Genomic DNA, 20,898 nt, shown 5'->3' with positions numbered 1-20,898 from the left:
CATGCGTGCCAACCCCTTGAAAACCGCCATCGTCTGGGCGGCCCTCGCGGCCAGCTCCCCACTGTGGATGAGCACGGCCCACGCCCAGGCCGCGCGCTACGAACTCGACCCCGACCACATCACCGTGGCTTTCCTGGTCGACCACATCGGCTACGCCAAGGTGCTGGGGATGTTCCGCTCGGCGCGCGGCAGCTACCGGTTTGACGAAGCCACGGCCACGCTCTCCGAGGTGCGCATCGAGGTGGAAACGGGCAGCGTGTTCACCAACCAGCGCAAGCGCGATGACCACTTGAAAGGCCCGGACTTTCTGAACAGCGGCGAGTTTCCCAAGATGGTGTTCACCGCCACCAGCGCCAAACGCACGGGCGACAAAACCTTCGACATCGCGGGTCAACTTGAATTGCTGGGCAAGTCGCAGCCACTCACGCTGCAAGCCACCTGGAACAAGAGCGCCGAGTCGCCGCTGGGCGGCCCGCTGAGCAAGCCCTATGTGATGGGCGTGTCCGCGCGTGGCAGTTTCAAGCGCAGCGCCTACGGCATGACCTACGCGGTGGCCAACGGCTGGGTCGGCGACGAGGTGCCGCTCATCATTGAATTCGAGGCCGTGCGCAAGTGAGGCCGGCGGCGCCATCGGCGCTGGGCTGGCTGCTGCGGTTTGTGCTGGCCTTCGGGCTGCTCAACACGCTGCTGACGTTTGAAAACCGCTGGCCCGGTTTTGGCGTGGCCTACATGCCGCGCCTCTCCTTCGAGCTGTGTCTGGCCGTTGTGCTGCTCATGGGATGGGTGGCGTGGCGAGGCGGTTTGTCGTCTCGCGCGGCCTGGGTCTGGACCGTGGGTTTTCTGGCTCTGGTGGTGGTGCGGTATGCCAACGTCACCGCGCCCGCCGTGATGGGGCGCCCGGTCAATGTGGTCTGGGACGGGCGGCACGCGGGTGAATTGCTGAAGGTGGCGGTGCAGGCCGTGCCGGGCTGGCAAGTGGCTGCGGCGTTGTTCGCGCTGCTGGCGGGTGGGCTGCTGCTCATGCTGTTGGTGCGCTGGTCCATCGCTTCGCTTGCGCGCTGCCTGGCCTGGCCAGCACCGCGACCCTGGTTGCTGGCAGGTGCAGGCGCCTTCACGCTGAGCTTCGCCGCCTACGTGCCGGACCAGCGCGACACACGCTGGTTTTTCTCGCTGCCCATCACGCCCACGCTGCTACAGCAGGGCCGGTTGCTGGCGCGTGTGTGGCTGCCCGGTGAAGCCGCTCAGGTGCTGGGTCCCAGCCCGGCGTTCGGCAGTGATCTCTCCGGCCTCGTGAGCCAGCGGGGCCCGGCCGACGTGTTGCTGGTGTTCGCCGAGTCCTACGGCGCCGTCACCTTCGACGACGCAGCGCAGGCCGCCGCACTGGCAGCACCGCGTGCTGACCTGGCGCAGGCCATTGAAGCCGGCGGCCGTTTCGTGGTCTCGGCCCGCGTGACCGCGCCCACCTTTGGCGGCTCTTCATGGCTCTCACACGCTGCGCTGCTGGCCGGCGTGGACACCCGCGACCCGGCCGACCACGACCTGCTGCTGGCCAGCGAGCGGCCCACGCTGGTGCGCCATTTCGCGCGCCACGGCTACCGCACGGTGGGCTGGATGCCCGGCCTCAAACGTCCCTGGCCCGAAGGCGCGTTCTACGGCTTCGACCGCCTGGCCGACGACGCCGGCATCGGCTACCTCGGCCCGGATTTCGGTTACTGGCGCATCCCCGACCAGGCCGCCATGGCGCTGCTGCAGGCGCAGGAATTCGGGCACAACGGAGAACGTCCACCGCGCTTTGCCGTGTTCGCCACCACCAGCACGCACGCGCCGTTTCACCCGCTGGCGCCGTTCGTGAACGACTGGGCTTCGTTCACCCGCCAGGACGCCTATGCCGGGCTGGCGGCAGCACCTGCTGGCGGCTCGCTGGTGCAAGCCATTCCGAGGTACCTGGAGAGCATGCGCTACCAACACGCGTGGATGGCCGACCACCTGCGGCGCCACGCGCCTCGGCCCCTGGTCATGATCGTGGTGGGTGACCACCAGCCACCCGCCCTGGTGAGTGGCCGCAGGGCCAATTGGGACGTGCCGGTGCATGTGGTCAGCGACGACCCCGCGCTGCTGCAACGTTTGCTGGGCAGCGGCTTCGTGCCGGGCCTCACGCCGCCGTCAAACACGCTGGGCAGCATGTCGGCGCTGACCTCGGTGCTGCTGAACGCGTTCGACGCGCCGGGGGCACACGAGACGCTCGGCATCGAGCATGTGGCAAGCCCGCCGGACCCGGTCACTTCACCCGATCGATCGCCGCCAGGCTCCTGATCTCACCGCGCCAGCCAGGCATGCACATCACCCGACGGACCATCGGGCGGCATGGCCAGCAGCCAGGCGCGCATGGCCTCGGCCGACCCACCCTCTGGTTGCAACAAGCTCAGCCGTTCACCCAGCGACACGGCATACCGGTAGCGCCCGGCGCCGGCCAGCGTTTCCAGCCGGTCGATGCAACCCAGCGCCACGTCGCGCACCGCAGGCAAGAACTCGAACGACAAGGCGGCCACCGGCTGGCTCAGGCCCATGAGCACCTCCAGCTCGAAGCCCTCCACGTCGATCTTCACGAAGTCGGGCAGGCCGTGCGCAGCGATCAAGGCATCCAGCGTATTCACGTCCACCAGCGGCCCCGCCTGCCACTGCACGCCGCGAAACGACGGCGCCGCGCCCGCACGCTGCACAAAGTCGGTGGACAAGGTGGCCACCGTGGGCGTGCGCGGACTGGCCATCAAACGCGCCTGGCCAGGAGTTCGGCCCAAGGCTTGAGGCAGCAAGGTCACCTGAGAATCAGCGCCGAAGCGCCGCTGCAGCAAGCGCAAAAAATCGGCCTGCGGCTCCAGCGCCACCACCCGCGCGCCCAGCTGACGGAACGCCGCCACCCGGTTGCCGGCATGCGCACCCACGTCAAACGCCAGCCCGCCAGCCGGCACAAAGCGGCGGTAGAAGCGCCGCAGCTGAGCGCCGCGCCAGGGAATGCCGCGGTAGACCAGCAGCGAGCGCAGCAGGCCGAGCTGGCGGTCCCATCGGTTCAATGCGCGGTCTGTCACGAGCGCCTGACGGGCATCGGGATCAGGATCATTTCGACGGACCGGTTGTCCGGGTTGTCGCTGTCTTGCAGGGTGAGCACCGGCAGATCCCGCTCGGCCAGTGGCGTGGCAAAGATCCGGGATGCACTGATGCCACCCTCTGATTGCAGCAGCTCGACAACACGCGCAGCGCGGCGAGCGGCCAGCGACCGGTTGTACTGCTGTGCGCCCACCGTGTCGGTGTTGGCAAAGATCAGGATGCCCACCTCGGGATGGGTGCGCAGGTGCCTGCGTGCCTGGGCGATGCCCGCGACGCCATCCGGCGACGGGTCGTGGCTGTCGGTGGCAAACAGCACGGCGGGCAGCACGGGCATCGATCCCGCAGGCAGCGGCGTTGCGACCGGGCTTGGCGGGGTGATCACAAAAATTTGCGGCGTCAACGGCGCATCCTTCTTCGGAGCATTTGACGCGAGGGCGAACACCGCGATGGACAAAATCGCCAGCAAGCCCAGCCAGAAAACGCCGTCGATACCTCGAGACACGCGCACATGCAGGCGCGTGAATCCGCTCCAGTGGTTGATCAGGGCCAGGGCATCCGCCAACCGATCATGGGGCGCCTTGCTGTCCGGTTGCGTCTTGTTCTGCTGGTAATGCGCCCAAGCGGCACTTTTCGCCGCAATCAGGTCAATCACCGATTCGATGGGCACGCTGCCAGGCACGTTGGGATTCGCCTTCGGCAGCAGTTCCTTCTTGTGCTTCTCGAATTGCTTCTGCACCTCAAGTTTTTCGGGGTCGCTGGTTTTTTCGGTCAAGAGGTCGGTGTAGGCCAGATCGGGCCTCAACACGAACAACAGACTGCGCACGCACCAACCCAGCAGCACCAGCGAGACCACCAATGCCAGCGATGCAACGACCCAGCGCTGCGTGAAAGGCTCGATCGAACCATAGCCAGAGAACGGCGTGCCAGCCAGCAGCACTCCGGCGATGCCACCGAACACGGCGATCAGTGTCTTGACGTTGTCGCGCAAGCCCGCCTTGGCGCTCACGTAGGGATCGGTGACGGCCATGGCTGCTCAGCCGTTGTTGCCGCTTTTGTCGTTGTGCCAGAGCCGGAGCGCGTCGATACCCAGATCACCCTCCCTCAGCAGCTTCTGCAGGTTGGACAGGGCGTTCGATGAATTCGACGACAGGCGCCCGACATCCACATCGAGCACCGTGATCGTTCCCACCCTTCCCAAGCGCACCGCCGCCCTGCGCTGTCGGATATCCCGACGCAGACCGGAGCTGTCGAGGTGTTCGAAATCTGACAGGTGCCAATGCTCCAGACCAACGCCACCACGGATGAAGAGGTCCTGCGTGTCGTGTGGTTTGTGGCCCGTGGCGATGACGTACATGACACCCGGCCCCGTGGGTGGCTCAGGCTCGGGGATGGGCTCCGTCGACACCACCGGCTCCGTGATCCGGTCGGGCTGGCTGCCCCCGCCACCACCGTCTGGAAGTCGAACCTCGATCCAGTCGTCACCGCATTCGATCTGGATGGTTCCGTGCTGCGTGAAGGTGTATTGAATCGACATGCCGCCTCCCCTGAGCGCCGGGCATCACCGCCATCCATGACACAGGAGACCGGTGGCACAGCGCGAAGCAGAATATCACCAACCTTCCCGGCTGCACAGACGCCAAGTCGCTCTCGCCATGCAGCCCTCCGCGGGCGGCGTTCACTCCCACTCGATCGTGGCCGGCGGCTTGGAGCTCACGTCGTAGGTCACACGGTTGATGCCGCGCACCTCGTTGATGATGCGGCTGGACACCTTTTTGAGCAGCGCATAGGGCAGCTCGGCCCAGTCGGCGGTCATGAAGTCGCTGGTCTGCACCGCGCGCAGCGCCACCACATAGTCGTAGGTGCGGCCGTCGCCCATCACGCCCACGCTTTTCACCGGCAGGAACACCGTGAATGCCTGGCTGGTCAGGTCGTACCAGCTCTTGCCGCTGGGGTGGTCGATGGTGGAGCGCAGTTCTTCGATGAAGATCGCGTCGGCCCGGCGCAGCAGGTCGGCGTATTCCTTCTTCACCTCGCCCAGGATGCGCACGCCCAGGCCCGGTCCGGGGAAGGGGTGGCGGTACACCATGTCGTGCGGCAGGCCGAGCGCCACGCCGAGTTCGCGCACCTCGTCCTTGAACAGATCGCGCAGCGGCTCCAGCAGTTTCAGGCCCAGTTGCTCCGGCAGGCCACCCACGTTGTGGTGGCTCTTGATGGTCACGGCCTTCTTGCTCTTGGCGCCGCCGGATTCGATCACGTCCGGGTAAATAGTGCCTTGTGCCAACCACTTGGCACCTTTTGTTGATGCACCACTTGAGATGAGTTTGGCGGCTTCAGCCTTGAAGACCTCGACAAATTCACGGCCGATGATCTTGCGTTTGGCCTCCGGCTCGCTCACGCCGGCCAGGTGGCCGAGGAACTGGTCGGCCGCGTCCACCCGGATCACCTTGGCGTGCAGCTTGCCGACGAACATGTCCATGACCATGTCGCCTTCGTTCAGGCGCAGAAGGCCGTGGTCGACGAACACGCAGGTGAGCTGGTCGCCGATGGCGCGGTGGATGAGTGCGGCGGCCACCGACGAATCAACGCCGCCCGACAGGCCCAGGATGACCTCTTCATCGCCCACCTGCTCGCGGATCTTCTGCACCGCCTCTTCGATGTGGTCGCGCATCACCCAGTCGGCCCGGGTGGCGCAGATGTCGAGCACAAAACGCTCCAGCAACGCCCTGCCCTGCACCGTGTGCGTGACCTCGGGGTGGAATTGCACGGCGTAGAAGTGGCGCGCTTCGTCGGCCATGCCGGCGATGGGGCAGCTGTCGGTGCTGGCCATGAGCTTGAAGCCGGGCGGCAGCTCGGTGACCTTGTCGCCGTGGCTCATCCACACCTTCAACATGCCGTGGCCTTCGGGCGTGTGGAAGTCTTCGATGCCCTTGAGCAAGGCCGTGTGGCCGCGGGCGCGCACCTCGGCGTAACCGAATTCGCGCGAGTTGGAGCCTTCGACCTTGCCGCCCAGCTGCTGCGCCATGGTCTGCATGCCGTAGCAGATGCCCAGCACCGGGATGCCCAGCTCATAGACCACGTCCGGCGCCTTGTCGTCGACCTCGTACACGCTGGCGTGGCTGCCCGAGAGGATCACACCCTTGAGCTGGCCATCGGCGGCAAACTCGCGCACCCAGTCGCTGCTCACGTCGCAGGGATGCACTTCGCAGTACACGTGCGCCTCGCGCACACGGCGGGCAATCAGCTGGGTGACCTGGGAACCGAAATCGAGGATGAGGATTTTCTGGTGCTGCATGGCGGTGTCGGGTTGGGCGGTTCAGAAAGCAAAAAGGCCGTCCATCAGGACGGCCGCTGGCGCTGGGTGGTTCACTCCGCGCGGTAGTTCGGGGCTTCTTTGGTGATCTGCACGTCGTGCACGTGGCTCTCGCGGATGCCGGCCGAGGTGATCTCGACGAACTCCGCCTTGTGGCGCATGTGCTCGATGCTCGGGCAGCCGCAGTAGCCCATGGCCGCGCGCAGGCCGCCGGCCATCTGGAAGATGATGGAGACGACCGAGCCTTTGTACGGCACGCGGCCTTCAATGCCTTCGGGCACCAGTTTGTCGGCGTTGGGGTTGCCGGTGCTGCTTTCCTGGAAGTAGCGGTCGGCGCTGCCTTGCTGCATGGCGCCGATGGAGCCCATGCCGCGGTAGCCCTTGTAGCTGCGACCCTGGAACAGCACGATCTCGCCCGGCGACTCTTCGGTGCCGGCAAACATGCCGCCCATCATCACCGTGTTGGCGCCGGCCGCGATGGCCTTGGCGATGTCGCCGCTGTAGCGGATGCCGCCGTCGGCAATCATGGGCACGCCCGTGCCTTGCAGCGCAGTGGCCACGCTGTCGATGGCCATGATCTGGGGCACACCCACGCCGGCCACGATGCGCGTGGTGCAGATGGAGCCGGGACCGATGCCGACCTTGACCGCATCGGCACCGGCTTCGACCAATGCCATGGCAGCGCCACCGGTGGCGATGTTGCCGCCGATCACATCGATTTGCGGGTAGTTTTGTTTGACCCAGCGCACGCGGTCGATCACGCCCTTGCTGTGGCCGTGCGCGGTATCGACCACGATGGCGTCAACACCGGCCTTGACCAGCGCTTCCACGCGCTCTTCGGTGCCTTCGCCCACGCCCACGGCGGCGCCCACGCGCAGGCGGCCCGACGGGTCGCGCGCGGCGTTGGGGAAATTGAGCTGTTTGGTGATGTCTTTCACCGTGATCAGACCCTTGAGCTCAAAGCCGTCGTTGACCAGCAGCAGGCGCTCCAGCTTGTGCTTGTTGAGCAGGGTTTTGGCCTCGGCCGGCGTGGTGCCGTCGGGCATGGTGATCAGGCGCTCGCGCGGCGTCATGATCTCGCTGACCGGCAGGTCGTAGCGGGTCTCGAAACGCAAGTCTCGACCGGTGACGATGCCGACCACGCGGCCCGCCTCGACCACCGGGAAGCCGGAGATACCGAGGTCGTCGGACAGCTTCATGACCTGGCGGATCGTGGTCTGCGGTGAGATCACCACAGGGTCGCGCAGCACGCCCGACTCGTAGCGCTTGACCTTGGCCACCTGGGCCGCCTGCTCTGCCGGCGTAAGGTTCTTGTGGATGATGCCAATGCCGCCCTCCTGGGCCACAGCGATCGCCAGGCGGGCTTCGGTGACCGTGTCCATGGCCGCAGAGACCAAAGGAAGATTCAGCTGGATGTTGCGGGAAAACTGGGTGGCGAGAGAGGTGTCCTTGGGCAGGACCTGGGAGTACGCTGGCACCAGCAACACGTCGTCGAAGGTGAGCGCTTTGCCGAGTAGGCGCATGGGAAAGCTCCAAAAGCGTCGATTGTAGCCGGCCGACTTCAGGACAAACCCTCGGGGCAGCGCGTTCTCCTGCGACCGCTCAGGGGCAAAAAACCACCGCTGCGGCGGCTCGCGCCTGATGGTGTTGCAAGCGGCCATGAAGCGCGCAGGACTCAAGGCTAAACTCGCGAAATGCTTCAAGCTCCATCTCCAAGCCCGTCCTGGCGCAACCCCCTGTTGGCGGGCTTGCTTCTCGCACTCAGCTCTGCGGCCTTGGCGCAGTGGCAATGGGTCGATGGCACCGGCCGCAAGGTGTTCAGTGACACACCGCCGCCGTCGAGCATTCCCGAGAAAAACATCCTCAAGAAGCCGGGCGCAGGCGCCTCCCCCGCAGTGGTGGTGGTCGATCCCGCAGCCGCTGCGCCAGCGGCCACCGCACCCGCAGCGCCGCAGGTTCCTGCGCGCGACACCGAGCTTGAAGCCCGCAAGAAGCAGGCTGAACAAGTCGAAGAGGCCAAAAAGAAAGCCGAGACGGAGCGCATGGCCAAAGCCCGCGCCGAGAGCTGCGAGCGGGCTCGAAAAGCCAAGATCACCATGGACTCCGGCGTGCGGCTCGCCACCACCAATGCCAAAGGGGAGCGCGAAGTCATGGACGACAAGGCCAGAGCCGCCGAATCGCAGCGCATGGAAGGCATCATCCGCAGCGACTGCGGACCTCTGCCCAAACAGTGATCCGCTCCAGCGGCAAGACCTCAGTAGCCGGCCTTGGAGCCGGCTTTTCTTTTTGCAAACAGGCCGGTGCCGCGGGCGCCCTGCCCCACGAAGCGCTCTCTGCGTGCCACCTTGGGGTCCACGCGCAGCGCCCGGTAGACCTCCAGGCGATCGCCATCGCGCAACACATGCCCGGGCCCCACGCGACGCCCCCAGACGCCCAGCGTGAGCGCCGGCGTGCCGAGATCGGGGTAGGTCTTGAGCCATCCCGCCTGCTCCAGCGCGCTGTGGGCCGTGCATCCCTCGGGCAAGTGCAGGTGGAGTTCCAGCACCTCGCGCGGTGCCGGCGAAAACGTCAAGGTGATCTGCATGCCAGGCTCAGTCCGTGCCGTAGACCTGATCGGCGCGTTTGACGAACGCGTCCACCAGGTTGCCCGCGATCTTGTCGAAGACCGGGCCCACCAGCGCGGCCAGGGCAGCGCTGGAGAAGCCGTAGCTCAGCGTGAACTCCACCTTGCAGGCGCGCAGCGTGCCGTCGCCCAGGGGCGTGAAGGCCCAAACGCCATCGAGCTGCGAGAAAGGTCCATCGACCAGTTCCATGAGCACCTTGCGGTCGGTTTCGTGGGTGTTGCGCGTGGTGAAGCTCTGGCGCAAGCCGCTGATGGCCATGCCCACACGGGCGAGCATGCCGTCGTCGTTGAGTTCCAGCACTTCGCCGTGGTCGCACCAGGGCAGGAATTGGGGGTAGTGCTCGATGTCGGTGACCAGCGCGAACATTTCATGGGCGCTGTGGGATAGCAGAACGGACTTGTGAATCGTTTTCATACAATCGAAGTCATTGTATTGGCCTGAAACGGCCGCACCTCGCGCGTCATGGCCACCAAAAACAGCAAAGCAACGTCCACCAAAGGCCTCGACAGCCGCATCGCCGACAACAAGAAGGCGTTCTTCAACTACGCCATCGAGGAACGCTTCGAGGCCGGCATGGTGCTTGAAGGCTGGGAGGTGAAGGCACTGCGCGAAGGCAAGGTGCAGCTCACCGATGGCTACGTGGTCATCCGCACCGGCGAGCTGTTCCTCATTGGTTGCCAGATCAACGCGCTGCACACCGCCTCCACCCACATCAGCCCGGACGCCGTGCGCACCAAGAAGCTGCTGCTGCACAAGGACGAGATCCGCCGCCTGATTGGCAAGGTCGAGCAGAAGGGCTACACGCTGGTGCCGCTGAACCTGCACTGGAAAAACGGCAAAGTGAAGTGCGATCTGGCGCTGGCCAAGGGCAAGGCCGAACACGACAAGCGCGACACCATCAAGGACCGCGAAGGCAAGCGCGAAGTCGACCGCGCCATGAAGTCGCGCAACCGCTGAGGCTGCGCAGCGCTTTCAGCGCAGATGCTTGAGCGGATGCGCGTCCGCCGCCCACGGGCTCTCGAAAAACGCGGCCACCTGCCCTCTTCCCACCTCTTCAATGCGTTCCGGGCTCCAGCGCGGCTGGTGATCTTTGTCCACCGCCAGTGCGCGGATGCCTTCCACCGTTTCGCTGGCCGCGCCCGGGCGCAGGTGGAAACACTGGTAAACCATGCCGCGCTCCATGCGCAGGTTGTCGGCCAGGCCCAGACCCCGCGCGCGGCGCACCTGCTCCAGCACCACGTGCAGCATCAGCGGTGAGCGGTGGCGCAGCGTGGCGGCGGTGGCCTTGGCCCATTCGCTGTCGTCCGACTCCAGCGTGGAGATGATGGCGTGCACGTCGGGCAAACCGAACACGCGGTCGATGTCCTTGACGGGCCAGCTGCCCGCGGCCACCGTGATGCTCAGGTGGCTGGCGCACCAGCGCTCCACCGCCGCCCCGTTTTCGAACGGGGTCTGTGCGAGTGAATTCCACAGCCCGACCAGGCGACCGGAATCGATGAAACCGTCGGCCAGACCAGCGGCCATGGCGTCGCGCCCGCCGAGCACCTGGCCGGTGAGTGCGAGGTACTCGCCCAGACGGCCCGGGCAGCGGCTCAGGAAGTAGCCGCCACCCACATCGGGAAACAAGCCGATGTGCGTCTCGGGCATGGCGAGCTTGCTGCGTTCGGTGACGATGCGCAGGCTCGCGCCCTTGCTGATGCCCATGCCGCCGCCCATGACGATGCCGTCCATGAAGGCGATGTAGGGCTTGCGGTAGGTGTGGATCAGGTGGTTGAGCGCGTACTCTTCGGTGAAGAAATCTTCCAGCGACGCATCACCGGAGAGCGCGGCCTGGTGGAAGTAACGGATGTCCCCGCCGGCGCAGAAGCTGCCGAAGGGGCCTTCCTTGTTGACACCACGGATCGCAACGGCCAGCACCTCGTCATCGTCACGCCAGCTCTCCAGGGCCTGCGTGATGCTGCGGATCATGTCGAGCGACAAGGCGTTGAGGGCCTTGGGTCGGTTGAGCGTGATGCAGCCGACGCGGCCCAGCACTTCGGCAATGACGTGGGTATCGAGCACGGGGACGTTCATCGTTGTTCTTCCGCAAAGTCGTTCATTGGGGTTGCTGGTCGACGGTCTGGATGCGCGGTGTTCCCGCACGAGAACGCCAGCCCAGCAGCTCGTTGATCACCAGGGCGCCGATCACCAGGCTGCCACCGCGCAGCACCTCGTCGCCTGGCACTTCGTTGGCCCAGATCCAGGCCAGCAGGATGCCGAAGATCACCTCCAGCAAGGCCAGCAGCGAGACTTCGGGCGCCTTGAGCACACGCGCGCACACCACCGACAGCGCGCAAGGAATCGCCAGCTGCACCAGACCGAGCATGGCCAGCCAGGCCACGTCGCTCGCGGTGGCCGCAAAGGGGAGCGCGAGTGGCAGCGTGAGCAGAGAGGAAATCACGGCCCCCAGCAGCACCGAAGGCACAAGATCGATCTTTTCGCCGTGGGTCTGGCTGCGCTGCACCACGGTCCAGTTGATCGCGCCGGCAATCGGCACGCACAAGGCGGTGAGCGAGCCCAGCAACAAGCCGCCGGTGTCCATCTCGGGCCTGGTCAGGGCCTGCACGAACTGGCTGCCGTACATGTAGGCGATGCCGGCGCCGGCCGCAAGAATGGCCAGCCAGGTGCGCGTGGCCAGTTGCTGCCCGATGAAGATGCGCGCCACCAGCGCGGTGAGCAGCGGGCCGATCGACATGATGATCAGCACGTTGGCCACGCTGGTGAAGGTCAGGGCCAGCATGAAGGCGGTGAACATCACCGACCAGCACACGCCCGAGATCCAGAAGGCCGACGATTCGGGAATCAGGCCCCAGTGGCGCTTGAGCCAGCCGCGCAACGGGGGCGCATCGGTCGACTCGGCGAGCCGCCCCTGGCTGCGGTCAACCTGCCGCCAGACGGGCAGGATGAGCATCAGCGACAGCGCGGTGAAAGCGCTGCGCCAAAACGTGACCTCGAACCGCGCCGCCGACTCCAGCTGGCGCGACACCACACCGGCAATCGACCACATGAGCGTGACCGCCAGCATGAGAAAAACCGCCTGGGTGTGCGTCAGGCGGTCGAGAGCACGAAAAGGCATGGCCAGTTCAAATCGGAGCGGCCGCAGCGCCAGGCTGTGGCCCGCCGGGATCAGCTCTTGGAGGCGCGCTTGCGGTCGCTTTCCTTCAAGAAGCGCTTGCGCAGACGCACGCTCTTGGGCGTGATTTCGACCAGCTCGTCGTCCTCGATGAATTCCACGCCGTACTCGAGGTTGAGGTCCACCGGTGGGGTGATCTTGATCGCGTCTTCCTTGCCGCTGACGCGGAAGTTGGTCAGCTGCTTGGTGCGGGTGGCGTTGACGATCAGGTCGTTGTCGCGGTTGTGGATGCCGACAATCATGCCTTCGTACACCGGGTCACCGGCGCGCACGAACATGCGGCCGCGGTCGTCCAGCTTGCCCAGGGCGTAGGTGAAGATCTCACCGTCGTCCATGGAGATCAGCACGCCGTTCTTGCGGCTGGCGATGTCGCCCTTGTGCGGCTCGTAGCCGTCGAAGATGTTGGCGATCAGGCCGGAGCCGCGCGTCAGGTTGAGGAATTCGTTGGTGAAACCGATCAGGCCACGCGCGGGAATGCGGTACTCCAGGCGCACACGGCCACGGCCATCGGGCTCCATGTTGGCCAGTTCACCCTTGCGCTCGCCCAGTGCCTGCATCACGCCGCCCTGGTGCTGCTCTTCAATGTCGGCCGTCACCATCTCGATGGGCTCGTGGCGCACACCGTCGATGTCGCGGAACACCACACGCGGCTTGGACACCGCGAGTTCATAGCCTTCACGGCGCATGTTTTCCAGCAAGATGGTCAGGTGCAGTTCACCGCGGCCCATCACTTCGAAGATGCCGTCTTCGTCGGTCTCTTTCACGCGCAGGGCCACGTTGTGCTGCAGCTCTTTCTGCAGGCGGTCCCAGATCTGGCGGCTGGTCACGTACTTGCCTTCGCGACCGGCCAGCGGGCTGGTGTTCACGCAGAAGTTCATGGTCAGCGTCGGCTCGTCGATCTTGAGCATGGGCAGCGGCGCGGGGTTCAGCGGGTCGGTCACGGTCACGCCGATGCCGATGTCGGGGATGCCGTTGATCAGCACAATGTCGCCCGGGCCGGCTTCGGTCACCTGCACACGGTCCAGGCCCTGGAACTTCAGCACCTGGTTGACGCGGCCCTTGACCACCTTGCCGTCCACGCCTTCCATCACGACCACGTCCATGTTGGGCTTGATCGTGCCCTGGCTGATGCGGCCCACGCCGATGCGGCCGACGAAGGTGGAGAAGTCGAGTGCAGACACCTGCAGCTGCAGCGGAGCAGCCGGGTCGCCCTGCTGGGGCGGCACGTGCTTGAGCACGGTGTTGAATAGGGCCGACATGTCGGGGCCCCACTGCTCGCCCGGCGCGCCTTCGACCAGCGAGGTCCAGCCGTTGATGCCCGAGGCGTAGACCACGGGGAAATCGAGCTGTTCGTCGTTGGCGCCCAACTTGTCGAACAAATCAAACGCGGCGTTGATCACGGCGTCGGGACGCGCGCCCGGCTTGTCGACCTTGTTCACCACCACGATGGGCTTCAGACCCAGGGCCAGCGCTTTTTTGGTCACGAAGCGCGTCTGCGGCATCGGGCCTTCCTGTGCGTCGATCAGCAGCACCACACCGTCCACCATGGACAGGGCGCGCTCGACTTCACCACCGAAGTCCGCGTGGCCGGGGGTGTCGACGATGTTGATGTGCGTGCCTTCCCAGCTCACAGCGCAGTTCTTGGCCAGGATGGTGATGCCGCGCTCGCGCTCGATGGCGTTGTTGTCCATCACCGTGTCCACGATTTTTTCGTGCTCGGCGAAGGTGCCCGACTGGCGAAGCAGTTGGTCGACCATGGTGGTTTTGCCATGGTCAACGTGGGCAATGATGGCGATGTTGCGGATTTGTTTGCTCATGATGCGAGTTCCGGTGAGGTTTCCAGGATTTGCTGTATTTCGATGGGGCTCAGCAGCCGCCCCGGGATCAGTTCACCCGCTTGGGTGTGCGCGCTGCCCAGCAGCACGGCTTCTTGTGAAAACGGTTCATCGCCCGCGGGCACGGGGCCGAACACCGCGACCCGTTCCTGGTCGGCCCAGGCGCCACGGCGGCGCAGGCCGCTGAGGAAACGCCCCGCATCGTCAGCGTCCAGCGTGACGGTCTCGTGTCCGTCCAGCAAGGTCTGCACCGGCAGCAACAGCGCCATGCGCTCGTTCTCGTCCAGCGCTTCCAGCGCCTGCAGCGTGATGCACTGCAAGGCCTTGAACGGGCCGGTTTCGGTGCGGCGCAGCATGCTCAGGTGACCGCCGCAGCCCAGGGCCTCGGCGATGTCTTCACCCAACGTGCGGATGTAGGTGCCCTTGCTGCAGCGAACGCGCAGGCGCAGAAAAGGTGCATCGCCCTGTAGCTGCATGTCCAGCAGGTCCAGGTCGTGGACGGTGACGCGGCGCGCCTCGCGCTCCACCGTCTCGCCTTGACGGGCGTATTCGTAGAGAGGTTTGCCGTCCTTCTTCAAAGCACTGTGCATCGGCGGCACCTGGGCGATCGGGCCCATGAAACCATCGAGCGCTTCGACCACCTGCCCCGGCGTGCAAACCACGTCGCGGGTCTGGATCACCTCGCCTTCGGCGTCGCCGGTGCTGGTTTTCACGCCCAGGCGCACCACGGTCTCGTAGGTTTTGTCGGCATCCAGGTGGATCTGGCTGAATTTGGTGGCCGCACCAAAGCACAGCGGCAACACGCCCGTGGCCAGCGGATCCAGCGTGCCGGTGTGGCCTGCTTTTTCGGCGCGCAACAACCACTTGGCTTTCTGCAAAGCCTGGTTGCTGGAAAGACCCAGCGGTTTGTCGAGCAACAGCACCCCATGCACAGGGCGCCGTTGCACCCTCGTGCGTGGCGCGTTGATGTTGCCCCCACGCTTGCTCGTTGCACGAGCATCGCTGCCCCCCAAGGGGGCGTTCGCTCCTTGGGGCGGCCCTGCGGTGCTCATGTTCACTCTTCCTTTGAACGAGAGGAAACCGCCTTGGAAATCAAGGCGTTCATGTCGGCCGCACGCTCGGTGGTGCGGTCGAACACGAAATGCAGCGTGGGCACGGTGTGGATGTGCAGGCGCTTGAACAAACCGCTGCGCAGGAACCCGGCAGCGGCGTTGAGGCCTTCCAGCGTTTCGGCTGGATCACCCGTGAGCAAACTGAAGAACACCTTGGCGTGCGCGTAGTCGGGCGTGACCTCGACCGCGTTGATCGTGACCATGCCCACCCGCCGGTCTTTCAACTCGCGAGCGATCAGCTCGGCCAGATCACGCTGGATCTGGTCGGCCACGCGGAAACCGCGGTTGGGAACGGATGAAGCTTTGCGTGGCATGGTTTACAGCGTGCGCGCCACTTCCTTGACCTCGAAGAATTCGAGTTGGTCGCCCTCTTTGATGTCGTTGTAGTTCTTCAGCTTGATACCGCACTCGAAGCCTTCCTTGACTTCGCGCACGTCGTCCTTGAGGCGCTTGAGCGTGTCGATCTCGCCGGTGTAGATGACCACGTTGTCGCGCAGCAGGCGGAAATGCGCGCTGCGGGTGACCTGGCCAGCGGTGACCATACAGCCGGCAATGGTGCCGATCTTGGTGGCCACGAACACGGTGCGGATCTCGGCCGAGCCGATGACTTCTTCGCGCTTCTCGGGCGCCAGCATGCCGGACATGGCCGCTTTCAACTCATCGACGGCGTCGTAGATGATGTTGTAGTAACGCAGGTCCACGTCGTTGCCTTCGGCCAGCTTGCGTGCACCCACGTCGGCGCGCACGTTGAAGCCGATGATCACCGCCTTGGAGGCAATGGCCAGGTTCACGTCGGACTCGCTGATGCCACCGACCCCGGCGAACACCAGTTGCACCTTGACCTCTTCGGTCGAGAGCTTGAGCAGCGACTGGGCCAGCGCTTCCTGCGAACCCTGCACGTCGGACTTGACGATGATGGGCAGCAGCTTGACTTCGCCAGCCGACATGTCGGAGAACATGTTCTCCAGCTTGGCGGCTTGCTGGCGCGCCAGCTTGGTGTTGCGGAACTTGCCGGCACGGTAGGTGGCGATCTCGCGCGCACGGCGCTCGTCGGTCATCACCATGAAGTCGTCGCCGGCTTGTGGCACTTCCGACAGACCCTGGATTTCCACGGGAATCGAAGGGCCAGCCGATTTGATCGGTTTGCCGTTTTCGTCCAGCATGGCGCGCACGCGGCCGGAGGTCTGACCCACCAGCACCACGTCGCCGGTCTTGAGCGTGCCGCTCTGCACCAGCACCGTGGCCACGGCACCGCGGCCTTTGTCCAGACGGGCTTCGATCACCAGGCCCTTGGCCATGGACTCCACCGGCGCCTTGAGCTCCAGCACTTCGGCCTGCAGCAACACCTGTTCAAGCAGCGCATCGATGCCCACGCCGGTCTTGGCAGACACACCCACGAAAGGCACGTCACCACCGAACTCTTCGGGCACGACTTCTTCGGCCACGAGTTCGGAGCGAACCTTCTCGAGGTTGATGCCCGGCTTGTCGATCTTGGTCAGGGCCACGACGATGGGCACGCCCGCCGCCTTGGCGTGTTTGATGGCCTCTTTGGTCTGCGGCATCACACCGTCGTCTGCCGCGCAGACGAGGATGACGATGTCGGTGGCCTGGGCACCACGGGCACGCATGGCGGTGAACGCCTCGTGACCGGGGGTGTCGAGGAACGAAATCATGCCGCGCTCGGTTTCGACATGGTACGCCCCGATGTGCTGCGTGATGCCGCCAGCTTCGCCCGCGGCCACCTTGGCGCGGCGGATGTAATCCAGCAGCGAGGTCTTGCCGTGGTCGACGTGGCCCATGACGGTAACCACAGGCGCGCGGGGCAGCAACTCGTGTTCCTGCTGCGAGGTTTCGTCGTCGGCAAAAGCCTCCGGATCGTCCAGCGCAGCGACCACAGCCTTGTGGCCGAGTTCTTCCACCACGATCATGGCGGTGTCCTGGTCCAGCGGCTGGTTGATGGTGACCATCTGGCCCAGCTTCATCAGCTGCTTGATGACCTCGGACGACTTCAGGCTCATCTTGTGCGCCAGCTCGGCCACCGTGATGGTCTCCGGCACGTGCACTTCAATGATCTTGATTTCGGTCGGTGCCACGAAGTTGCTGGCGCTGGTGTCGCGCGAATCGCGCGAGTCGCGGCGACCACGTGGGCCTCCGCGCCAGTTGGTGGAACGGCCGGCACTGGTGTCGCCGCGCGTCTTGATTTCTTTCTTCTTGGCCGCGTCGTCTTTCCAGGTGGAAGACAGGTTCTCGGACTTGATCTCTTTTTTGCCAGCCACACCCGCCGTGGCAGCGCCAGCCGCGGTGGTGGCGGGCTTGCCCGGAGTGCCGGCGGGCTTGTGCAGCGTGCCTTTGATGCCGGCCTTGGGGTCGACAGGCGCAGGCTCGGGCTTCTTGGCCACCAGCGTCTTGGCGGGCGCCGACATCATGGCGCGGATGTTGGCGGCTTCGGCTTCGGCCTTGCGGCGGCGCTCCACCAAATCTTGTGCGCGCAGGTCGTCCGCGCGTTTGCTCTCGGCGTTGCGGTCCGCGATCACGCGGGCGGCGGAGTCGCGCTCCAGCGAGTCGGTCTTGGCCTTGGCGTCTTTGGCCGAGCGCACTGCGATGGCTTCGGCAATGCCTTCGGGTGTGGCGGCTTCGGCAGCGGCACGGGCAGCGGCTTCTGCCGCGTCGGCGGCCGCAGCGGCAGCACGTTCCTGCTCGACGACGGCTTGCGCCTGGCGGGCTTCTTCGGCCTCGCGGGCCTGGCGCTTCTCGTTGAACTCTTCTTCCTGGCGGCGCAGCAGCTCGGCCTGGCGGCGCGCGTCTTCCTCGCGGCGGGCCAGCTCTTCGGTGTCGATCACGGGCGCCGCAGCGACCGGCTCTTCAGCCGCTTCGGGCACAGCCACTTCGTCGTCGCGCTTGATGAAGGTGCGCTTCTTGCGCACTTCCACCTGGATCGTGCGGGCACGGCCGGTGGAGTCGGCCTGCTTGATCTCGGAGGTCGATTTTTTCACCAGGGTGATCTTCTTGCGCTCACCGCCGGCCGTGCCGTGGCTGGCTTTGAGGTGGCCCAGCAACGATTGCTTGTCGGATTCGGTGACCGGATCGGTCCCGGATGACTTGGGCACGCCCGCTGCGGAGAGTTGCTCCAGCAGGACGGTGGTGGGCTTGTTCAGCTCGGCAGCCAGTTCGGCGACGGTGGTACTTGTCATAGGTCTCTATTCTCCGATGGGCCTCCGCTGGTCAGGTCGTGGATTGCGCTTCGTCACCGGTGAACCAGTGAGCGCGTGCCAGCATGATCAGCGCGGTGGCCTCTTCAGGCGTCTGTGCGGTGATGTCGGTGAGCTCGTCGGTGGCCAGATCGGCCAGCTCGTCGCGGGTGTGGATGCCGCCGTCGGCCAACTTGGCGATCAGCTCCGGGGTCACGCCTTCGAGGTCGCGCAGGTCTTGCGACACTTCTTCGACGCTCTCTTCGCGAGCGATTTCCATGGTCAGCAAGGCATCCTTGGCGCGGGTGCGCAGCTCATTGACCGTGTCTTCGTCAAACGACTCGATCTCCAGCATTTCCTGCAGCGGCACATAGGCCACTTCCTCCAAGCTGGTGAAGCCTTCTTCGATCAGGATGTCGGCGATCTCCTGGTCCACGTCGAGCTTGGCCATGAAGATCTTGCGGATGCCGTCGGCCTCTTCGGCCTGCTTCTGGGCCGACTCGTCGGCCGTCATGATGTTGATGCGCCAGCCGGTCAGCTCGGACGCCAGGCGCACGTTCTGACCACCGCGGCCGATGGCGATGGCGAGGTTTTCCTCGTCCACCACCACGTCCATGGCGTGGCGCTCTTCGTCCACCACGATGGAGACCACGTTGGCAGGCGCCAGCGCGCCGATCACGAACTGCGCCGGGTCTTCCGACCACAGCACGATGTCCACGCGTTCGCCCGCGAGTTCGTTGGTCACGCCGTTGACGCGCGAACCGCGCACGCCGACACAGGTGCCGATCGGATCGATGCGGCGGTCGTTGGTGTGCACGGCGATCTTGGCGCGCGAACCCGGGTCGCGGGCGCAGGTCTTGATCTCCAGCAGGCCTTGTTCGATCTCGGGCACTTCCTGGCGGAAGAGCTCGATCATGAACGACGGGGCCGAGCGCGACAGCAGGATGGGTGCGCCGCGCAGCGTCAGGTCCACGTCCATGATCATGGCGCGCACACGGTCACCGGTGCGGAAGTTCTCTTTCGGGATCATCTCGCCGCGCTTGAGGCGGCCTTCAACCCGGCCGCTCTCGACGATCAGGTCGCCCTTGTCCATGCGCTTGACGGTGCCCACAAAGATCTTGTCGCCGCGCGACATGAAGTCGTTGAGCAGCATTTCGCGCTCGGCGTCGCGGATCTTCTGCAGGATCACCTGCTTGGCGGCCATGGCGCCGATGCGGCCGATCGGCACGCTTTCCACCGGCTTCTCGATGAAGTCGCCCTCTTCGATGTCGGCGAGTTCGTCGCGGGCATCGGTCAGCAGCTCTTCGGCGTCCGGGTTCTGCAGGCCGGCCTCATCGGGCACAACCAACCAGCGGCGGAAGGTCTCGTAGGCGCCGGTGTCCGGATCCATGGCCACGCGGATGTCCACGTCGCCCTTGTAGAGTTTTTTGGTGGCCGAGGCCAGCGCCAGTTCCACGGCGCCCAACACGACGTCGCGCTCGACGTTCTTTTCGCGCGAGATCGCATCGATCAGCATCAACATTTCGCGGTTCATTTCACTCGCCCACCTTTCCGAATTGCACAATCTGGGTCACTTGCTGGGTCACTTTGATTTCTCTCATTCATCGCTGTCTGAAGCGTTCGCTCCAGGGGCCTGACGACCCTTGAAATTCACGATCGGCGCCAAGCGCGCCTGCTGGATGTCGTCCAGCGCAAAGGTCATGGCCTGCATGGGCACGGGCGCGCGCTTCTTGCTCACCCGCGCGCCGGGCTTGGGTTCGGGCGCATCGCTCCACACCACCTGCCACTGCACACCATCGTCGGCACGCTCCAGCGTGCCCCTGAATTTTTTGCGGTTCGCCGCCACGTCGGTCCCGGTGGCGCCGATCGGCGCCTTCAAGGTGAGGTCGATCACATGACCTTCAAACCGCACGTAATCAATCTCGCGTTTGAGCGGCCGGTCGATGCCCGGCGAACCCACCTCCAAGCGGCGGTACTCCAGGCCCTCGACTTCCAGCAGGTATTGCAACTGACGCGTGATCTTTTCGCAATCTTCGACCGTGACAAAACGCTCCACCGGCACCGGCTGCCCGGCAACGGGCGCCTCCCAAGGCAGATCGATCGTGACCTTCAGCAAGCCGCTGCCCGAGCGCTCCAACTCCACCAGGTCAAAACCCAGTCCGGTGACGGTCTGCTCTACGATCTCTTGCCAAGCCATGCTGATGGTGTCTGCCCAGGGTGGACCAATGCATCAACCCTGTGGATTACCCCAGGGTCAAAAGCGTTCGGCCAAAAAAAATGGGCCGGTAGTTACCCGCCCATTTGGTCGTGAAGCTCGCATTGTAACGCCTGCAACAGCCGATTGGCAACCCGATCAACAGTTCAATGCTGAACGCCGTTCAAATACCCAGCATCCATTGAATCAGGTTCTTGGCCAGAAACCCCAGCATGCCGAATGAGAGCACCAGGAACAGCACGAAGGTGCCGAACTTGCCGGCCTTCGATTCGCGCGCCAGGTTGAACACGATGAAGAGCATGTAGAGGATGAAGGCGCCGACGCCGAAGGTCAGGCC

At 65.0% G+C, this 20,898-nt stretch carries 20 protein-coding genes; 4 read left to right on the top strand and 16 right to left on the bottom strand.

Annotation, left to right across the window (positions count from 1 at the left end; all coding sequences use genetic code 11):
• Nucleotide 1 precedes the first annotated feature (1 nt).
• Both ACN4F8_RS13960 and ACN4F8_RS13955 read left to right on the top strand, forming a co-directional pair.
• Complete coding sequence (locus ACN4F8_RS13960; protein ID WP_419474152.1) at nt 2-616, top strand: YceI family protein; 615 nt, start codon at nt 2-4, stop codon at nt 614-616.
• Nucleotides 613-2,313: a sulfatase-like hydrolase/transferase gene (locus tag ACN4F8_RS13955; RefSeq protein ID WP_419474151.1), complete on the top strand. Its 1,701-nt coding sequence runs from the start codon at nt 613-615 to the stop codon at nt 2,311-2,313. The genes ACN4F8_RS13960 and ACN4F8_RS13955 overlap by 4 nt, the downstream gene beginning before the upstream one ends.
• A gap of 2 nt (nt 2,314-2,315) precedes the next feature.
• Here ACN4F8_RS13955 and ACN4F8_RS13950 read toward each other — a convergent pair whose 3' ends face one another.
• The 5 genes from ACN4F8_RS13950 to guaB form a co-directional block, all read right to left on the bottom strand.
• On the bottom strand, nt 2,316-3,071 hold the full coding sequence (locus ACN4F8_RS13950; protein ID WP_419474150.1) for an FkbM family methyltransferase: 756 nt from the start codon (nt 3,069-3,071) through the stop codon (nt 2,316-2,318).
• Nucleotides 3,072-3,082: 11 nt separating this feature from the next.
• Complete coding sequence (locus ACN4F8_RS13945) at nt 3,083-4,132, bottom strand: OmpA family protein (RefSeq protein WP_419474149.1); 1,050 nt, start codon at nt 4,130-4,132, stop codon at nt 3,083-3,085.
• 6 nt (nt 4,133-4,138) lie between these two features.
• Nucleotides 4,139-4,639: a hypothetical protein gene (locus tag ACN4F8_RS13940; protein WP_419474148.1), complete on the bottom strand. Its 501-nt coding sequence runs from the start codon at nt 4,637-4,639 to the stop codon at nt 4,139-4,141.
• A gap of 141 nt (nt 4,640-4,780) precedes the next feature.
• The gene (gene guaA / locus ACN4F8_RS13935) at nt 4,781-6,397 is read right to left on the bottom strand and encodes a glutamine-hydrolyzing GMP synthase (protein WP_304748848.1); all 1,617 of its coding nucleotides are present in this window, start codon (nt 6,395-6,397) and stop codon (nt 4,781-4,783) included.
• Nucleotides 6,398-6,468: 71 nt separating this feature from the next.
• Complete coding sequence (guaB, locus tag ACN4F8_RS13930; protein ID WP_419474147.1) at nt 6,469-7,938, bottom strand: IMP dehydrogenase; 1,470 nt, start codon at nt 7,936-7,938, stop codon at nt 6,469-6,471.
• A gap of 225 nt (nt 7,939-8,163) precedes the next feature.
• Between guaB and ACN4F8_RS13925 the strand changes: the two genes are divergently transcribed.
• Nucleotides 8,164-8,649 carry a DUF4124 domain-containing protein gene (locus ACN4F8_RS13925; protein ID WP_419474146.1) on the top strand — a complete coding sequence of 162 codons (486 nt, stop codon included), beginning with the start codon at nt 8,164-8,166 and terminating at the stop codon, nt 8,647-8,649.
• 20 nt (nt 8,650-8,669) lie between these two features.
• Here ACN4F8_RS13925 and ACN4F8_RS13920 read toward each other — a convergent pair whose 3' ends face one another.
• Both ACN4F8_RS13920 and ACN4F8_RS13915 read right to left on the bottom strand, forming a co-directional pair.
• Nucleotides 8,670-8,999, bottom strand: a complete 330-nt coding sequence (locus ACN4F8_RS13920; protein ID WP_419474145.1) for an RnfH family protein — start codon at nt 8,997-8,999, stop codon at nt 8,670-8,672.
• Nucleotides 9,000-9,006: 7 nt separating this feature from the next.
• Entirely contained in the window at nt 9,007-9,453 is a 447-nt protein-coding gene (locus tag ACN4F8_RS13915) for a type II toxin-antitoxin system RatA family toxin (RefSeq protein WP_419474144.1), read from the bottom strand.
• Nucleotides 9,454-9,501: 48 nt separating this feature from the next.
• Here ACN4F8_RS13915 and smpB point away from each other — a divergent pair, with 48 nt between their 5' ends.
• Complete coding sequence (smpB, locus tag ACN4F8_RS13910) at nt 9,502-9,996, top strand: SsrA-binding protein SmpB (RefSeq protein ID WP_419474143.1); 495 nt, start codon at nt 9,502-9,504, stop codon at nt 9,994-9,996.
• A gap of 15 nt (nt 9,997-10,011) precedes the next feature.
• Here smpB and ACN4F8_RS13905 read toward each other — a convergent pair whose 3' ends face one another.
• The 9 genes from ACN4F8_RS13905 to ACN4F8_RS13865 form a co-directional block, all read right to left on the bottom strand.
• Entirely contained in the window at nt 10,012-11,112 is a 1,101-nt protein-coding gene (locus ACN4F8_RS13905) for an enoyl-CoA hydratase/isomerase family protein (RefSeq protein ID WP_419474142.1), read from the bottom strand.
• 22 nt (nt 11,113-11,134) lie between these two features.
• Nucleotides 11,135-12,154: a DMT family transporter gene (locus ACN4F8_RS13900; RefSeq protein ID WP_419474141.1), complete on the bottom strand. Its 1,020-nt coding sequence runs from the start codon at nt 12,152-12,154 to the stop codon at nt 11,135-11,137.
• Nucleotides 12,155-12,204: 50 nt separating this feature from the next.
• The gene (gene typA, locus ACN4F8_RS13895) at nt 12,205-14,028 is read right to left on the bottom strand and encodes a translational GTPase TypA (protein WP_159606117.1); all 1,824 of its coding nucleotides are present in this window, start codon (nt 14,026-14,028) and stop codon (nt 12,205-12,207) included.
• Nucleotides 14,025-15,014, bottom strand: coding sequence for a tRNA pseudouridine(55) synthase TruB (truB, locus tag ACN4F8_RS13890; protein WP_419474172.1), 990 nt, complete (start codon nt 15,012-15,014; stop codon nt 14,025-14,027). Before truB ends, typA begins: the two co-directional genes overlap by 4 nt.
• 86 nt (nt 15,015-15,100) lie before the next feature.
• Nucleotides 15,101-15,472, bottom strand: a complete 372-nt coding sequence (rbfA, locus tag ACN4F8_RS13885; protein WP_069046489.1) for a 30S ribosome-binding factor RbfA — start codon at nt 15,470-15,472, stop codon at nt 15,101-15,103.
• A 3-nt stretch (nt 15,473-15,475) separates the two neighbouring features.
• A complete protein-coding gene (gene infB, locus ACN4F8_RS13880) occupies nt 15,476-18,349 on the bottom strand; it encodes a translation initiation factor IF-2 (RefSeq protein ID WP_419474140.1) in 2,874 nt (957 codons plus the stop codon).
• Between the two features lie 31 nt (nt 18,350-18,380).
• Nucleotides 18,381-19,880: a transcription termination factor NusA gene (gene nusA / locus ACN4F8_RS13875; protein WP_300655967.1), complete on the bottom strand. Its 1,500-nt coding sequence runs from the start codon at nt 19,878-19,880 to the stop codon at nt 18,381-18,383.
• Between the two features lie 63 nt (nt 19,881-19,943).
• The gene (rimP, locus tag ACN4F8_RS13870) at nt 19,944-20,543 is read right to left on the bottom strand and encodes a ribosome maturation factor RimP (RefSeq protein ID WP_419474139.1); all 600 of its coding nucleotides are present in this window, start codon (nt 20,541-20,543) and stop codon (nt 19,944-19,946) included.
• Nucleotides 20,544-20,724: 181 nt separating this feature from the next.
• Nucleotides 20,725-20,898 (bottom strand): DUF2788 domain-containing protein (locus ACN4F8_RS13865; protein WP_419474171.1); only part of this gene is annotated, 174 nt, incomplete at its 5' end.

The sequence above is a fragment of the Hydrogenophaga sp. genome (genome assembly GCF_048549895.1).
Classification (GTDB): Bacteria; Pseudomonadota; Gammaproteobacteria; order Burkholderiales; family Burkholderiaceae_C; genus Hydrogenophaga.
Note: the sequence above shows the minus strand (reverse complement) of the source record. Positions and strands in the feature narration are given on the sequence as shown.